The sequence below is a fragment of the Tenacibaculum singaporense genome (genome assembly GCF_003867015.1).
Classification (GTDB): domain Bacteria; phylum Bacteroidota; class Bacteroidia; order Flavobacteriales; family Flavobacteriaceae; genus Polaribacter; species Polaribacter singaporensis.
On sequence record NZ_CP032548.1, the window covers coordinates 164888 to 180617 of the forward strand.

General features: G+C 31.0%; 15 protein-coding genes. 8 read left to right on the forward strand and 7 right to left on the reverse strand.

All coding sequences use genetic code 11. The features are described from left to right. Positions 1 to 311: 311 nt before the first annotated feature. Positions 312 to 539 (reverse strand): helix-turn-helix domain-containing protein, encoded by a 228-nt coding sequence (locus tag D6T69_RS00705; RefSeq protein ID WP_099214612.1) that lies wholly within the window; start codon positions 537 to 539, stop codon positions 312 to 314. Between the two features lie 162 nt (positions 540 to 701). On the opposite strand from D6T69_RS00705, the gene D6T69_RS00710 reads away from it, so the two are divergent. After that, a complete protein-coding gene (locus D6T69_RS00710; protein WP_125065980.1) occupies positions 702 to 1415 on the forward strand; it encodes a hypothetical protein in 714 nt (237 codons plus the stop codon). On the opposite strand, the gene D6T69_RS00715 is transcribed toward D6T69_RS00710, so the two are convergent. Continuing rightward, positions 1412 to 2698 carry a tyrosine-type recombinase/integrase gene (locus tag D6T69_RS00715; RefSeq protein ID WP_125065981.1) on the reverse strand — a complete coding sequence of 429 codons (1287 nt, stop codon included), beginning with the start codon at positions 2696 to 2698 and terminating at the stop codon, positions 1412 to 1414. The genes D6T69_RS00710 and D6T69_RS00715 overlap by 4 nt on opposite strands. Positions 2699 to 3182: 484 nt before the next feature. Here D6T69_RS00715 and D6T69_RS00720 point away from each other — a divergent pair, with 484 nt between their 5' ends. Further along, entirely contained in the window at positions 3183 to 3770 is a 588-nt protein-coding gene (locus D6T69_RS00720) for a hypothetical protein (protein ID WP_125065982.1), read from the forward strand. A 52-nt stretch (positions 3771 to 3822) separates the two neighbouring features. Here the strand turns inward: D6T69_RS00720 and D6T69_RS00725 are convergent, their stop codons facing one another. Next, the gene (locus D6T69_RS00725; RefSeq protein WP_164506666.1) at positions 3823 to 5256 is read right to left on the reverse strand and encodes a PAS domain-containing protein; all 1434 of its coding nucleotides are present in this window, start codon (positions 5254 to 5256) and stop codon (positions 3823 to 3825) included. A gap of 517 nt (positions 5257 to 5773) precedes the next feature. Between D6T69_RS00725 and D6T69_RS00730 the strand changes: the two genes are divergently transcribed. Genes D6T69_RS00730 through D6T69_RS00740 form a run of 3 tightly spaced genes read left to right on the forward strand, consistent with a single transcriptional unit; the run spans position 5774 to position 9437 of the window. Further along, positions 5774 to 6931 carry a hypothetical protein gene (locus D6T69_RS00730; protein WP_125065984.1) on the forward strand — a complete coding sequence of 386 codons (1158 nt, stop codon included), beginning with the start codon at positions 5774 to 5776 and terminating at the stop codon, positions 6929 to 6931. A 19-nt stretch (positions 6932 to 6950) separates the two neighbouring features. Further along, positions 6951 to 8567, forward strand: coding sequence for a BCCT family transporter (locus D6T69_RS00735; protein WP_125065985.1), 1617 nt, complete (start codon positions 6951 to 6953; stop codon positions 8565 to 8567). Between the two features lie 3 nt (positions 8568 to 8570). Further along, the gene (locus D6T69_RS00740; RefSeq protein WP_125065986.1) at positions 8571 to 9437 is read left to right on the forward strand and encodes a universal stress protein; all 867 of its coding nucleotides are present in this window, start codon (positions 8571 to 8573) and stop codon (positions 9435 to 9437) included. Between the two features lie 130 nt (positions 9438 to 9567). Here D6T69_RS00740 and D6T69_RS00745 read toward each other — a convergent pair whose 3' ends face one another. Beyond that, complete coding sequence (locus D6T69_RS00745) at positions 9568 to 10416, reverse strand: restriction endonuclease (RefSeq protein ID WP_125065987.1); 849 nt, start codon at positions 10414 to 10416, stop codon at positions 9568 to 9570. Continuing rightward, positions 10406 to 10816: a hypothetical protein gene (locus D6T69_RS00750; protein ID WP_125065988.1), complete on the reverse strand. Its 411-nt coding sequence runs from the start codon at positions 10814 to 10816 to the stop codon at positions 10406 to 10408. Before D6T69_RS00750 ends, D6T69_RS00745 begins: the two co-directional genes overlap by 11 nt. 816 nt (positions 10817 to 11632) lie before the next feature. Here D6T69_RS00750 and D6T69_RS00760 point away from each other — a divergent pair. Together D6T69_RS00760 and D6T69_RS00765 are read left to right on the forward strand one after the other, a co-directional pair. Next, a complete protein-coding gene (locus D6T69_RS00760; RefSeq protein ID WP_125065990.1) occupies positions 11633 to 12094 on the forward strand; it encodes a hypothetical protein in 462 nt (153 codons plus the stop codon). A gap of 6 nt (positions 12095 to 12100) precedes the next feature. After that, positions 12101 to 12424 carry a hypothetical protein gene (locus D6T69_RS00765; protein WP_125065991.1) on the forward strand — a complete coding sequence of 108 codons (324 nt, stop codon included), beginning with the start codon at positions 12101 to 12103 and terminating at the stop codon, positions 12422 to 12424. 22 nt (positions 12425 to 12446) lie between these two features. Here the strand turns inward: D6T69_RS00765 and D6T69_RS00770 are convergent, their stop codons facing one another. Both D6T69_RS00770 and D6T69_RS00775 read right to left on the reverse strand, forming a co-directional pair. Then, entirely contained in the window at positions 12447 to 13991 is a 1545-nt protein-coding gene (locus tag D6T69_RS00770; RefSeq protein ID WP_164506667.1) for a patatin-like phospholipase family protein, read from the reverse strand. Between the two features lie 29 nt (positions 13992 to 14020). Further along, positions 14021 to 14611: a riboflavin synthase gene (locus D6T69_RS00775; RefSeq protein ID WP_125065993.1), complete on the reverse strand. Its 591-nt coding sequence runs from the start codon at positions 14609 to 14611 to the stop codon at positions 14021 to 14023. Between the two features lie 63 nt (positions 14612 to 14674). On the opposite strand from D6T69_RS00775, the gene pdxA reads away from it, so the two are divergent. Then, a complete protein-coding gene (gene pdxA / locus D6T69_RS00780; RefSeq protein ID WP_125065994.1) occupies positions 14675 to 15709 on the forward strand; it encodes a 4-hydroxythreonine-4-phosphate dehydrogenase PdxA in 1035 nt (344 codons plus the stop codon). Positions 15710 to 15730: the final 21 nt, after the last annotated feature.

Sequence of the window (15730 nt, forward strand, 5' to 3'; positions counted from 1 at the left end):
GGTTAGTAAAGGAGCTAATCACTAAACTTTTTAGCCTATTGTTACAATATACTGTAAATCAATATTTTTTTCATAAATTGCATATGCGATAAAGATGTTTATAACACTACTTTAGTGTTATAAAAAACTAATCATTAAACTTTAATAAAAAGAGTAATTCATAATAAAATGGTTTACTCTTTTTTGCATCTTTAAAGCTTTTTTTTAAGTAACCCACAACCTGAATGTTGTGAGTTACTTACAATAAGTGCTTACTTATCGCTGTGGTGTTTTTGCGCTTTTTGCGTTTTTTTGCGCTTTCTTTTTCATGGTTATTGTTCAAAACTCTCTACTATCTTTTCTAAAAATTGAATTTTAGGGATATGGTATTTACCGTCTTGAAAGATTGCTTGAATGGTGTTTTTATGGATGCGGTTTTTAACCGTATTAGGGTGTACCTTTAAATACTTTGCGCAACCATCTACAGTAAGCATCGTATCATTGGCATTAAAAATGGTTAAGGCTTTAAGGTTTACTTTTAATAAGTCTGCTTGGGTCATATTCAATTTTTAAATTTTTGTGCTATTTTTTATTTTTTGCTCACAAATACCAATAATCTATCGTTAATTGTTATATTTGTGGATAATTATGACACAAAAATAAAATCAATTGTCAACTTTTAGAATAAATTGTGGACAAAATAATTTAAAGAAATTGATAAGATGTTGAAAACCAGTTCGGAAATTTTACAGGAGTTATTAGACCATTTAGGTATCAAAGCAAACCGCTTATCAGTAGAGATTGGAGATAATAGCAATTCTCGTATCTACTATGTAAGAAATGGAAGAAGTAAAATAAGTCCAAAGCTTGCCAAAGCGATTACTAATAGATATAAAGAGATTAACTATATGTATTTGCTTACAGGAGAGGGGGAACTTGTCAACAAGGACACTATGGTCAATGCAAATGGAAATGTTTTTGTAGAAAAACCTGATGGTAGTTTTAACGTAACTACACGATTGATTCCTTTTGATGCCTATTCTTCTTTTTTAGAAACACTAGATGATGCAAATGTGATTTATGAATGGGAGGAAGTAACTTTTAATGTAGAGAAGTACGGTCGTGGTAATTACGAAGCGTTTAGGACTAAAAATGATAGTATGAACGGTGGCGGAATTAATGATACCCCTAATAGAGCTTTGGTGTTGGGTAGAGAACTTGGACGCCATCATTGGATGGATGGATTCAATCCTACTTTATACGGATGGATTATTCTTTCTAAGCAGAATGTTTTTCACAAGGATATTATCGGACTGGATAAAGAAAACGGGACGATTATTTGCCATAGTAGAAATAAAAGCCCCGAGTATTCAGATTTTGAGTTAGACCTTAATGAAGTGTATCAAATTTTTAAAGTGATTAAAAGAACGTTTTAACCCCAAGTAATATTCATATAATCAAATACAGAGTCTTGACTTGTTTTTTTATACTTGGCTAAAGTTTCTGTATTCCTTATCCCTGTAATTTTCATAATGATGTGGTCGGGCATTCCTTTTTCCGAAGATAATGTTATGAACGTTCTTCTCGCTGTGTGGCTGACTACCATTTTCCACTTTTCCTGATACTCAACTTCTTTTTTATTCCCTCTATGCGTAGTTTTCTTTACTATATTATTAATTTTAGCCCTCATACACACTTCCTTAATGTATGGATTAAATTTTTGTGTAGACATTTGAGGTATTTTCCAATCAAACCTATCCAATAATACCCTTAATTTATTATGCAAGGGAATAAAACTTTCTTTTTCTGTTTTATCTGCCCTTTTGATTATTATTTCTCCTTTTTTAGTTTGCACTATATCTTCTTTTTCAAAAACAGAATAATCCGAAAAGCGTTGTCCTGAATATACACCTATCAAAAAAATATCTCTAGCTCTCTGTAGAACTTCACTTCTTAAATAAACCCTTTCTATTTTCTTTATTTCTTCGTCTGTCAAATGAATATCATCGGTATCGTATTCATCAACTGGATTTGTTAATTCCTGAATTTCAATTTTATAATTTTTTCTTACCCATTTTAAAAATGTGAATAATAAATTAACATGCCTATATAATGTATTGTCTGATTGACCTACTTTTGGAACTATAGACTTTATTTCTTTAGCTTTTTTCTTATCTACCAAGTTCGGGAAATCACGTAAAAAACCGCAATAAGCATCTAACCAATTTTCGTTTAAATCTGTAAAAACTGTTTGCCTTTTCTTATAAACATCAAATAAGGTTATCTTATTCTTTAAATTGGTATATTTCTTCTTCCAATTATCCGACACTCCACCTCCTTTTTTCTTATTTTCAATAAATACTTCAATAGCATCTTTAACATTAAAAGGTATCTTATCATCCTTATAATTTGCATTAAATTTTTTCTCAAAAATTAGTTTTAAATCTTCTCTTGTTAAATGTCGGTTTTGAATTTTAAAATCAGAAATCGCATCTTCTAAATGTTTCCTATAATTATCCAAAACAAGAGCTATTTGTTTATTCTTTTTTCCAGATGCTCCACGTTTTAATTTTGGGTATCGGGCAGAGAAATCCCAATCCGCAGGAATTATTTTTTGTCCTGTACTGTATTTGAAGTTTTTCTTTTCAGCTTTTAAATGATAAATTAAATCAATTACTGTAGCTTTGTCTGACTTGGGTTGTTTAAGATAAAAATACATAATTACAATTTTTCCCAAATATAACAAAAAGGGAAAGAGAACGGGAAAGAAAAACTATTTTTAACTGTATTTACACAAAACAAAAACACACAACAAACCCTTGTAAAACCTATATTTTATTGGGTTTTTGAATTTTCACACACAACAACAAACAATTACTTCGAGTCCATGTGGGACCACCTTTAAAGCATCAACATTTAGTTGGTGCTTTTTTGTTTTTAAAAAACACTCCTACTCACTAAACACCAACACATTACACATAAAACATCTTTAAAACACATTTTTTTCGTATCTTTAAGTCACTCCTCGAAAAGGTTTTTCAAAAAGAAATAAACTAATAATTTACTAGCGATTTAATTTTACAGTATAACAAACATGTTGAATTAATCAACAATAAAGAAATAAGATGAAACAAAACTAACACTACAACTCTTCATTAGTTACATCACTCTCAGTAAACCTTTATCGCACAAACTTTATAGAGATGACTACTAAAGAAACCGAACTTAAAGAAAGCATAGGTTTATTTACCACAAAAAAAGAGCCTAGAAAATCTTTCGCTACTTACCAACGAAACCAAAATAAGTTCTACCTGAGTACTTTAAACTTAATTGATAGAAAAGCAGCTATTATGCTAAAAGTGAACGCTACAATACTTTCAGCTTCTGTTATTTTCTTCAACTACATTACTGAGATTAACTTCGGTGTTAAAATTGCCATTATATTAATTATAACATCTTTTATTTCTTTAATTTTTTCCATATTAGCCTCTAAACCAAACAGCTTAGCCTTTTACAAACGGTTTAAAAGAGATGTTGTTTCTAAATACAAAAAGAGAGAGGAAAACCTTTTTATGATAGGAATGTCAAGTGGCAAAACATTAGAAGAATACGAAAAAGCTTATAACAAAGTTTTAAACAGTCAAGAATTACAAATAGGCAATCAAGTTCGAACTATGTTTTTATTAGAAAAAGAGATGAAACGTGGGTATTTTTATTTAGAACTGGCCTATAGCAGTTTTTTAATAGGACTTCTTATTTTAATTTTAGTGTTGTTTTTTGCTAATATTTAGACTTACTATCTTCCTAAGAAAAAGAAACACCTTTTTAACTCTAAAAACAGCGTTATTCTTTCTTTTCTTTTGAATCATTTTTTTTAAACCCAATTCTTCTTCTTGACTCTTGATCTTTTCTTTTTAATTCCGTTTCTAATTTTTTATATCTGCTTATATCTTTTATAGTTACAACCACTGCTGCAATGTGATTCCCATTATCAATTATAGGTCTTCCACTCAACAACACTCTTCTTATTTCATTCGTTTCTTTATGCATCAATAACACATCAATATCGTTGGTTACTTTACCTTCCAAGGCTAGTTCAGCTGGTAAGTTTTGAACTGGAAAAACTTTACCATCATATGAGTTCAACACTTTAAAATGATCTGAAAAATCAATAGATATTTTTGAATCATCTTCTATCCCAAAAAGCTCATTAGCAACCTCATTAGCCAATATAACCTGTTTATCCGTATTTGCTACTAACACTCCATCACTAATGTTTTCTATAATCATATTCAACTTTTGTTGATTTTCATACAGCTCATTCATTCTTTTTTCATTCTCTTCTTGAAATAATAAGTCTTTGGTTATATCTCTAACCACAGCATATAATGTTCCCGTATTCGTATCTGAAGTAGCATTCCAAGACAACCATTTAATACTTTTATCCTTACAAATCCATCGGTTATTAAAACTTATTAAATTCGCACCCTCTTCTAGCTTCTTAATTGCCTCTTTTGTTTTTTCAATATCTTCAGGAAAAATGTAAGTAGCAAACGGAGTATTCAAAAGCTCTTCTTTTGTATACCCTAGAAGATCACTTAACGAAGTATTTACTTTTAAAAACCTCTCATTAGATGCTATAACCAAACTATCTATAGACATATTAAAAAAAGTATCCGCAGCCTTTTGCGACTCCATAATTGTTTTTCTTTCTGTAATATCTGTAGATATACTTCCAATAGCATAAACTCTGTTTGAAATATCGAATAAAGGAAACTTAACAGATAAGTACGTATGTTTTCCATCAGGCTGCTCAATCTCTTCTTCTATTTGAATTTCTTCACCTAGCTTCATAGCCTCTAAATCGGCTTCGAGATATCTATCTGCTAATTCTTTTGGTAAAATGTCATGATCCGTTTTTCCTATTAAATCTTTACCATATGCTTCAAAAATTGATTGATACTTTTTATTCACCAACATATACTCCCCATTAATTTTTTTTACAGAGATAGCATTTGTTGTATTATTAATTATAGAGTGTAATAATTCTTGACTTTTTACAAGCTCTTCTTCCGATTTTTTTTTTGCCTTTATCTGCGCCTTTAAAACAAAGAAAACTGTTGTTAACATTCCTAAAATAACAACTATTAACCCTAATGAAACCCAATTCCACCAAGCATCACTGGTATTAAAATTTATTTGTTTTAAATAAATAATACCCAACGCTATAACCATAATGCTATTTATGATATAACCGTACAAGTTCTTTCTTTCCATTGAGGTTTTCATTTGCGCACGATATTTATTATACTAATATATTGAATTTTAGAAACATAAAAACAAAAACCATTACTTAAAACACTAAAGATCAATATTTTTTAAATCAATTTAACTTCTTAACCTAAACTCTCTCAAGTCTAACATATTTCATTAATAACCCTCGCTTCATAACATACTTCTCAGTAAATAATCATTAAAAGCTTCAAAAACAGAATTGGATATGAGATACATCAACAGTCATTTTAATTCAAAAGCTCAACACTTAAAGGTTCTCTTTTTTGAAAACCTCTTTTTAATCAGTACCTTTGCAGCCTTATGATAAAAAAACTCAAAGACAAAAAGAATAAACGAATTTTCAGTTTTAACTTTTTAGTTTTTAGAAATCAGTCAGATAAATTCATTCCTCCCTCAGAATAATCATCATTTTTTTAAGCTAGAAAGAGCTTTCTCTTATCCTTTCACTTGAAAATGTGCTTTTACGAGTACGCTTTCTTTACATTTATTAAAATAAATAATGAATTTCACAAAAAAAAGCCTAGTCTTAGTCGCTTTTTCTTTTGTTACAGTTATGTTTTCACAAGAAAAGCCTGAGGTTAAAATTGGCGGAGCACTACGATTTAACTATAACCTATCTTCTTGGAAAGATGGTCAAAAAAAACGTGGAGGCGATTTCGGTTTCGACGTCTTCAGAATTAACGCTAAAGCAAAATACAAAGGAATAAAACTTAATGCCGAGTACCGTTTTTATTCTCAAAGTTTTGGAGGCGGTATGCTCAAACAAGGTTGGATAGGGTATGATTTTAATGAAAAAGACAACATTCAATTAGGATTAACACAAGTACCTTTTGGTATTACTCAATACAATTCTCATAGTTGGTTTTTTGGTATTAACTATTACCTTGGTTTAGAAGACGACCATGATATGGGATTAAAATTCACCCACAAAGGCGAAAAATGGGAATATGCTTTCGCTTTTTTAAAAAATGCTGAAGAACTTAATTTTGGAAGCAACTCTGATGTTTCTGATAGTCGATACTCATACGATGTTGCCTCTATAGACATTGATGGAGATGGTACCTTAGACTTAAGGTATAAAGAAACAAACCAATTAAATGGGAAAGTAAATTATCACTTCGGAAATAAAAACACACAACACAAAATAGGGTTTTCTGCACAATATGGTGGTCTCTATAATTTAGACACCGAAGACACCTCTAGTCATCATGCCTTTGCCTTACACTATCAATTAAACGTGAAAAACTTTGATGCTAAAGCACAAGTATCTAAATACAAATACAACACAAAGAATACTACTTATAAAGATCTTATAGCCTTAACTGCTTATGGAGCTCCTTACCTTACTGCAACAGAAGCAACAACATATACTTTAGGCGCTGCATATACCTTCCCTGTGAAATGGAAGCCTATTTCTAGTATACAAGTTTATAATGATTTTGGTTATATGGGTAAAACAGCTGAGAATTTTGAAGACAGTATTATGAATGTTTTTGGGTTCTTGGTAACAGCTGGCAATGTTTATACTTATATAGACTTTGCAGCAGGAAAAGATCATCCTTGGTTAGGACCTGTATGGACAAATGCTTTAGCCAACGGAACTCCTAATGCTAATTGGGATATGAGATTTAACATAAATATTGGATATTATTTTTAATAGAATAAAACATTAACACATGAAGAAAGCAAAAAAAATAATTAGAAGTGACGAACGGAAATCAATTTTTGGACTCGATGTTAACGGACCTGTATTCTTCACATCTTCAATTGTAATTATACTTAGTGTAGCTTTAACTTTGCTTTTTAAAGAAAGAGCTCAATCATATTTTGATATAACACAGAATTTTATAGCTAACAAAACTGGTTGGCTATTTATCTTGGCTGTGAATATTTTTGTAACATTTATGCTTTACTTAGCTTTTAGTAAGTACGGAAACTTACGTATTGGTGGAGCAAAAGCTAAACCAGAATTCTCAACCACCTCTTGGTTTTCAATGCTCTTTAGTGCTGGTATGGGTATTGGACTACTCTTTTGGAGTATTGCTGAACCTGTTTATCATTTTTCTTCTCCTCCTTTAGCTGATCCTAATACCGCTGCTGCTGCCAAAGAAGCCATGAATGTTACTTTTTTACATTGGGGATTGCATGCTTGGGGTATTTATGCCTTGGTGGGGTTATCTTTAGCTTATTTTACATATTCCAGAGGACTTCCCTTAACAATTCGCTCTGTTTTCTACCCATTTTTAGGAGATAGAATTCATGGTAGAATTGGTGATATTATAGACATTTTTGCTGTTTTAGCTACTGTTTTTGGTTTAGCAACTTCGTTAGGACTAGGTGTTAAGCAAGTTGCTGCTGGTTTGGAACATGTTTTTGGTTTAGATTCTGGTATTTCATTACAAATATGGTTAATTGTAGGAATTACATTAATAGCTACTATTTCTGTTATTTCAGGAGTTGATAAAGGTGTTAAATTTTTAAGTGAAATGAATATGCGTATTGCAGTACTTTTATTACTTGCTGTAGTAATTCTAGGGCCTACTATTTTCATTTTAAAGTCATTTGTCCAAAATACTGGTAGCTATGTTAACGACTTAATCAACCTTTCTACTTGGGCTGAAGCCTATACTGGAACAGAATGGCAAAACTCATGGACTATTTTTTATTGGGGATGGTGGATTGCTTGGTCTCCTTTCGTAGGTATGTTTATTGCCCGTGTTTCTAAAGGAAGGACTATTAGAGAGTTTATTCTTGGAGTATTGATTGTTCCCACATTGATTACCTTATTTTGGATTACGGCTTTTGGAGCAACCTCGTTACATGAAATTTTAGGCGGAGATCCTACTATTGCAGACGGTGTAAATGACAATGTTGCTACCGCTCTTTTTGTCTTCTTAGAAGATTTCCCTTTTTCAATGGCGTTAAATATTATTGCCATTATACTTATTGCTAGTTTCTTTGTTACCTCATCAGATTCTGGTTCATTAGTAGTTGATAGCTTAACTTCAGGCGGAAAAATTGACGCTCCTGTAGGGCAAAGAATATTTTGGGCACTTGCAGAAGGCGCTGTAGCAGCTGTATTATTATTAGGAGGAGGCTTAAAAGCACTTCAAACAGCATCTATTGCAACCGGACTTCCTTTTACTTTACTTTTGTTATTAATGTGCTATTCTCTTTTTAAAGGATTAAGAGAAGATTACAAAGAACATCTTAAACGCCTAAACCAAAAAGAAAAGGAAGAATACCAAGAAACTGTGAAAAGATTAATAGATTCGAAAAAACAAAAATCTTAAATTATGAAAATTAAAAATATACTAGTAGCCTTAGACCTTTCTGAACTAGATGTTACACTTATTAAGTATTGTAGCATGCTTGCAAAAAACCATGAAACAGAAAATGTATATTTTATTCATAATGTAAAAAAATATGAAATAAGCAACTTATTTTCTGAACAGTTAGAAAACATTAGTATTGAAGATATTATTGAAGAGGAGTTAGACAACAGCATTAACAAACATTTTAATGCCTATTGTAATTATGAGTTATTAGTTTCTGACGATGCTTATACAGAAAGTTTAATTAGTTATGTTGCTAACAAATATCATGCTGATTTAATTATTCTTGGCAATAAAAACACATATAAAGGTTCTGGTTCGGTTTCAGGAAAGTTATTACGAATGGCAAAATGTAATATTCTTTCCATTCCTAAAGAAGCCAACCTAAATCCAGAAAACCTAATGATTGCAACCGATTTTTCTTCGGCTTCTCTTAAAGCTTTTAATACTGCTTCTTCTATTAACAAAAAAAAAGGATCTGTCTTAAAAGTATTAAATGTTTTTAAAATTCCTCAGCTATTTTTCCCTTATATCAAAGTAGATAAAGCTCGTGAAAAAGTAGAAAAACATGTAGGATTACAGTTTGAAAAACTACTTAATAAAATGAAAGCCTCAAACGTAGAAACTATAAAAGCTTCAGCTGGTGAAGACAGTATTCCTGAAAAAATAAGAGCTGTTGCTGAGAAGGATAAAACGGATATTTTGTTTGTTGCCGATAAAGGTCACAACAACTTCACTTCTCTTTTAGTGGGAAGTGTTACTGAAGAGTTATTCACTCATGATTTACATGTTCCTTTATGGGTAGTAAAGCGTTACATCGCTTCTTAAAGTTACAAAAAACGGAGCTAATATTTTATGCTCCGTTTTTACTTTTCATTTCGAGCAAAAACTTTGATCCTATAACTGTACCTGTTGCCCCTAAAAAATGAGCCTTAGTAAAATTAAGCACTATTACTTTTTAAGCATTACACAACTGTTGTATTTCTTCAAGAATTCTTTTCTTTCTAATATCAGAAACTCCTAAATGATCTAAGTAAAAACTATCTTTTATCAATTCTCTACACAACACTACATCTCTATTTAACAAAAACTGTTTTTCTCTTTTAGTTAATAGTGTAGAGACCGTTATAGGGTATAGTCCTAACCTATCAATTATATCTTTTAGGCTATTTTCTTTCGGGTAATCCCAACTCAGCAAATACAAACCTGCGCAATTACCATATTGCTCAGCATCATTTGTAAATCGTGTATTTGTCACTACCCAACCTTGAGTTAAGGTCGTTTTATGCTTATTAAAAGTGTTCCAATGATTTTTCACATCCTGGTAACGAGAATGGATATACAACGGGATTTTAACATTACACACTAATCCTTGCTCACTGTGAAATTTACATTCTACAACGGTAGTTTCATTATTTTTATGTGCCAACACATCAACCTCATGCTGTATACATTCTCCTTGTAAAATCTCTCCTATTTTTACTTTATATCCAGAATATTTCAAAATTGCTGCTATAAAATGTTCAAAAGGAAAACCTGTTGGTCCTAACTCGTATATTGCTTTTTTTAATTTGTATTTTGAAGCAAATACATTCTTTTTTTTCTTTAGTAAAGCAAAAGCTCTATTGTAAATTTCTTTAGTAGTAATTCCCTCATATAGCTCATCTTGAACTATTTTTAAAATTTCAGACACTAAAGTATCATTTGCCCCAGTTCTTTTAAGTGACTTTTTTAATTTAGTTAACGAAAAAAGCACAGCCTCTCCAGAAGCCTTTACTATTGTTATTTTATTTGGACTAGTTTTCATTATTAAAGAAATCTCTAACCAAAGCTTTTACTTGATTATCCGTCATACTATCAACCCTTTTCACTGTTTTAACCTTTGCGTCTAGTTCTTTATGAGAGCTTTCAAGCTCTTTCTTAAATTTTTCAAAAGTTTCTGCTGGACCAAAAATAGCTAACGAATCAGCATTGTTAACTCCTTCTGCTAGTTTATCAAAATATCTTTTTGTTTGATGCTTTTCCCTTTCTAAGTACTTACTATCCTGAACCACATCTTGCGGACCTCCTTTAAATCGAGTTCCTGAACCTCCATGAATACGAAACGTTTCTATATTAGATTGAATCGTTTTCATATTTTCTATCCCATTTTCAATGGTTACAACAAGAGCTTTCTCTTTATCTAACCAAACCCCTACGTTTCTCATTGTTTTACTTTTTAGTTTCTTAAATCATGTAACACCAACACAGGTATCTTTAATCTATTCCCTACTTCTTTTACTAATGGTTTAGAGAATATAGTGTCAAAAAATACATGCTTTTTGTTTATAAAAGCCACATCTTCCTGTTCAAAAAAGTTCTAAAGCATATGCTATTGCATTATATAACCCTTCAGAAAAATCAGTTAGTAATAAAATCTTTTTTCATTTCTGTTTAAATTCGATTAAAAAGGAACAATCCCGTAAGCTTCATTCAACAAAAACAGCCCTAAAAAAAACAACATCATATATAGAGCTTGTATAAATTTCAAATTGGTTTGTTTTAATAAGTTAATCATTTGCTTGGGAAAAGTAAATAAAACGATTCCCTTAATTAAAGCTAGCCAACCAAACAGAGTAATCAAAAGTTTAATATTTGCCTCCCATACATTATGAACTAAAACATTTAGTAAACCAATTATAATAGCAAAGAGTGAAAGAATAATTAAAAACCTTGCATCCTGTAAATTATCTACTATTTGTTTTACTCTTTTAGGATTAAAACTTAGCACAAAAAAGAAAATAATACAGTACCATCCCCAAAACTTTAGTAAAAAGACTGATATATCCATAACTTAATTAATTTACATCCTTCTCAAAGATACGAATATAACTCGTTGATTTACATGACTTTTCTCATAAAACCTAACACTCCTTTTTTTATCATTCCTGAAAAACACTTCTTTTTTCTGGGTGTTTTTTCCCTTTATTATGATTTATAAAGTGTTAAATTTACTAGCTTTAAAAATTAACCTAACTATCAAAATGAAAAACAACAAGCCCTTCTTTATCTTAATGTTTATTACTGCTTTTATTTCTTCTTGCAGCATCCTTAAAACAGCTCCTTATGATCAATATTCTTTTCAAAAAACTATTGAAATAAAAATAGACGCTAATCAACTTATAGATAAAGCTGAAAACTCTTATGAAGAAAACAGTAAAGAAATTGAAAAACTACAAAATGAAATTGCTAAAATTGTTGAATACGAAAAATACAAGCCTAACAATGAAATAACCTACAAGATGTGGTTGTTATTAGCTAACCAAGACAAAAACTTACTTGCTGGTTTTTTAAAACGATGGAAAGAAAAAGACAAGCTTTCACCTTTTTTTATCACGGAAGCTAAAAAGCAAATAACTGAGGCATTTAATCTGTTACTTGAATACGAAAGCAAAAAAGAACCTGCTACAAAAAACAAATTATTACAACTTCTTTCAAACAATTAATACGCTATGGATTTCGATAAAATATTACAAGAATTAAAAAAATCACTAGTCTCATTATTTAGTGAAAAGTTTAATGAGTTCTCAAAAGAGTCAAAAAAAGACATTGAACTGTTTTTAAATGAATCAAAGGACAAACTAGAAAGATGGACTTCTTTATTAGCACAAGGTAAGCTTACTGTAGAAGATTTTGAATGGCTGGTAGAAAGTCAAAAAGATTTATTCAAAATGAAAACTTTACAAGCTGCTGGTATCTCAAAAATAAGTTTAGGCCATTTTAAAAACAAAGTTGTTAAAACTATTGTTGACACTATAAAAACCTTAATTTTTTAAACATAAAAAAAACCATGAACACTTATTTGTTCATGGTTTTTATTTTTTCTTGACGCTCTTCTACTAAAAACTTGGGGTTTTCTTGAAATTTCTTCCAAAGAGATAATAACTCTTTAAAAACTGGTAGTTCAGTAGCCTTATCTCCGTATTGAATAATCAAATAAGACAGCAAATTATAACAGGTTGTATACTCTCCACATGCAATAACATTGTTTAACATGTTATTTTTCTTGTCTTTTTGAGTAAACCATAAAGTAGTGCCGAACGATGTACTTTTATTTGAATTTTTAATAATTGCTTCGCTTATCTCTCCTGTATATTTCTTTATTTCCTCCCAACCTCTCTCGTTCTCTGGTCGGGTTGTTTGATTTCCTGAAGTATCTTTACATCGTAACTCATAAACTGTAGATGTAATTATTTTATTTGGAAAAGTACTGTAAATAGCATTTGCATGTTGCCTTCTATCATTCTTAAGAAAAACTACACTTGCCATACGAACTAAAGATTTTGCCCTATTAAGTATATAAAAACCAACTCTCCTTGGCGGTAAATATAATCTTTGGTCTACACCTGTTTCATTTTGCATCAATTTAGATAAAGAGAAAAATAAAAAGTGTATAAATACCAAAAAAGCCAATATTACAACGCTTATTGTATACCAAACCATCATTTTTTGCACTCCAAAAAACACTGTAATTATTAACATAAATAATAAGGTAAAAGCACTGGACACGTATGATACATATTTACTAAACCATGAATCAGAAGCAAACTTAAAGCCTTCTCCAGGATATGGTGAAGAAACATCACACAAGAAATATAAATCATGAAGTTCTGGCTTACCGTCGCATTGATTTTGTGCTTCTGACACAAAAACAGAGGCTCCTTGATTATCAACAATGCCCCCATCCATCAATCCTATTTCTTCTAAATTATTATGATTAGGACTAAAATCATACGGAAACCCCATAGGTTCAAATCCGCCTGGAAAAGCTGTTGACGCTGCAATTACATCTCCTAACTTTATATCATCTATTACTTCTTTATACTTACTATGTGCTTTCCCATTTCCAAACCTTTTTTGGTTTCCTTTAATATTTTGAAACCTAAATTGATGTGTACTATCAAAATCCGTAGCATTAAACACCACCCTTTCTAAATGTGTTTTACCTTGGCTTATTACATCTTGAACTTGCCCTAAAGTCGCTTGATTCGTTAGCTTGTTATATTCTATAGCAAAAGCATTAATCGGATTTTTTCGCTTGTGCTTATTTTCGGGCTGGTTCCAAATTAAAGGCCATCTCAAATGACTAAGTGCATTACTTGTTAACTCATCCTTGGCTAACCACGCATAATACTCATCAAAAAAAGTTTGAAACTCTTTTCCTTCAATTTGAGATTGTGCATACTTAACTCCAGTAATTGTTCCTCCAGAAACGGTGGAAATTGCTTTTACATTTTCTAGTAAACCTACTTTTTCTAGTAAAGACAATGTTCCTAAAGAAAAACAAGCAGCTCTATATCCTCCTCCAGAAAAACATAAAGCAATAGACTTAAATAGTTCCATGGTTTTCATGCAATTTTTATAATTTTATCTTATCCTCTTAAAGCATGTAATCTAGCCACATATTTCCCAATCACATCAAATTCTAAATTCACTTTGGTACCTATTTTAAAGTTTTTAAAGGTTGTATGCTCGTAAGTGTATGGAATAATAGCCACACTAAACTCATCCTTTTTAGAGTTTACCACCGTTAAACTTACTCCGTTTATAGTAATCGAACCTTTTTCAATCGTAACATTAGAGCCATCAAAATCATATGAAAAAGTAAAAACTGTACTACCTTCAGCATCTTCTATATTTTTACAAACCCCTGTTCCATCTACATGTCCCTGTACTATGTGCCCATCTAATCGAGCACCTAACTTCATTGCTCTTTCAAGGTTTATCTCATCTCCTATCTGTAAATCACCTATATTCGTTTTATCTAGTGTTTCTTTTATAGCTGTAACTGTATATTCATCCTTATCAATTGCCACAACTGTTAAGCAAACACCATTGTGTGCTACGCTCTGATCTATTTTTAATTCATTGGTTATTGTACTTCTTATTGTAAGGTGTAAATTCTCTTTTTCACGCTCAATCCCTTTTACAATTCCAAGAGTTTCTATTATTCCGGTAAACATTCTATAAAAATTTAGTTACTTTTGTTAGCATCAAAAATACAACTTTACCTACGAAAGTAAACTATGGATAAAGCAAACAAAATTATTGTCGGAATTTCGGTTGGGGACATCAATGGAATTGGTATCGAAATTATTTTAAAGACATTTGAAGACAAACGAATGCTTGATTTTTGTACTCCAGTTTTATTTGCTTCAAACAAATTGATTTCATATCATAAAAAGACGTTAAGACTTAATACCAGTATTCATGGAATTACTTCTTTAGATAAACTTGTGCATGGTAAAGTTAATTTATTAAACAGTTGGAAAGAAGAGGTTAAGGTAGACTTAGGTAAAACTACTGAAGAAGGTGGTAAATTTGCCTTGAAATCATTACAAGCAGCTGTTGGGGCTTTAAAAAAGAATCAAATAGATCTTATTGTTACAGCTCCTATTAACAAAGAAAATATTCAATCTGAAGAATTTAAGTTCCCTGGGCATACAGAATACCTAGAAGAAAACTTTGATGGAAGAAGTTTAATGATTTTAATGACAAATGAATTACGTATTGGTTTAATAACTGGTCATATTCCTGTTTCAAAAGTAGCTGAAACGATTACACCAGAGCTTATAAAATCTAAAGTTGAAATCATGTACAACTCTTTAAAACAAGATTTTAACATTAGCAAACCTAAAATAGCTGTACTAGGGCTAAATCCACATTGTGGCGACAATGGAATTATTGGTACTGAAGATGACGAAATTATTCGCCCTACTATTACTGAAATTAAAGAGACTGGTAAATTAGTTTTTGGTCCGTATGCAGCCGACGGTTTCTTTGGTTCAAAAACCTATAAACAATTTGACGGAGTTTTAGCCATGTATCACGACCAAGGTTTGGCTCCATTCAAAGCTTTATCGTTTGGAAATGGTGTAAATTTCACTGCTGGTTTGAGCAAGGTAAGAACCTCTCCAGACCATGGAACTGGATTTGATATTGCTGGTAAAAATAATGCCAATCCCACATCTTTTAAAGAAGCCTTATTTACCTCATTACAAATATTTAAGAACCGAAAAGAGTATCAAGAACTTACAAAAAACGCATTAAAAGCAAAATAGTTCATTTTTTTTACTCAAAAC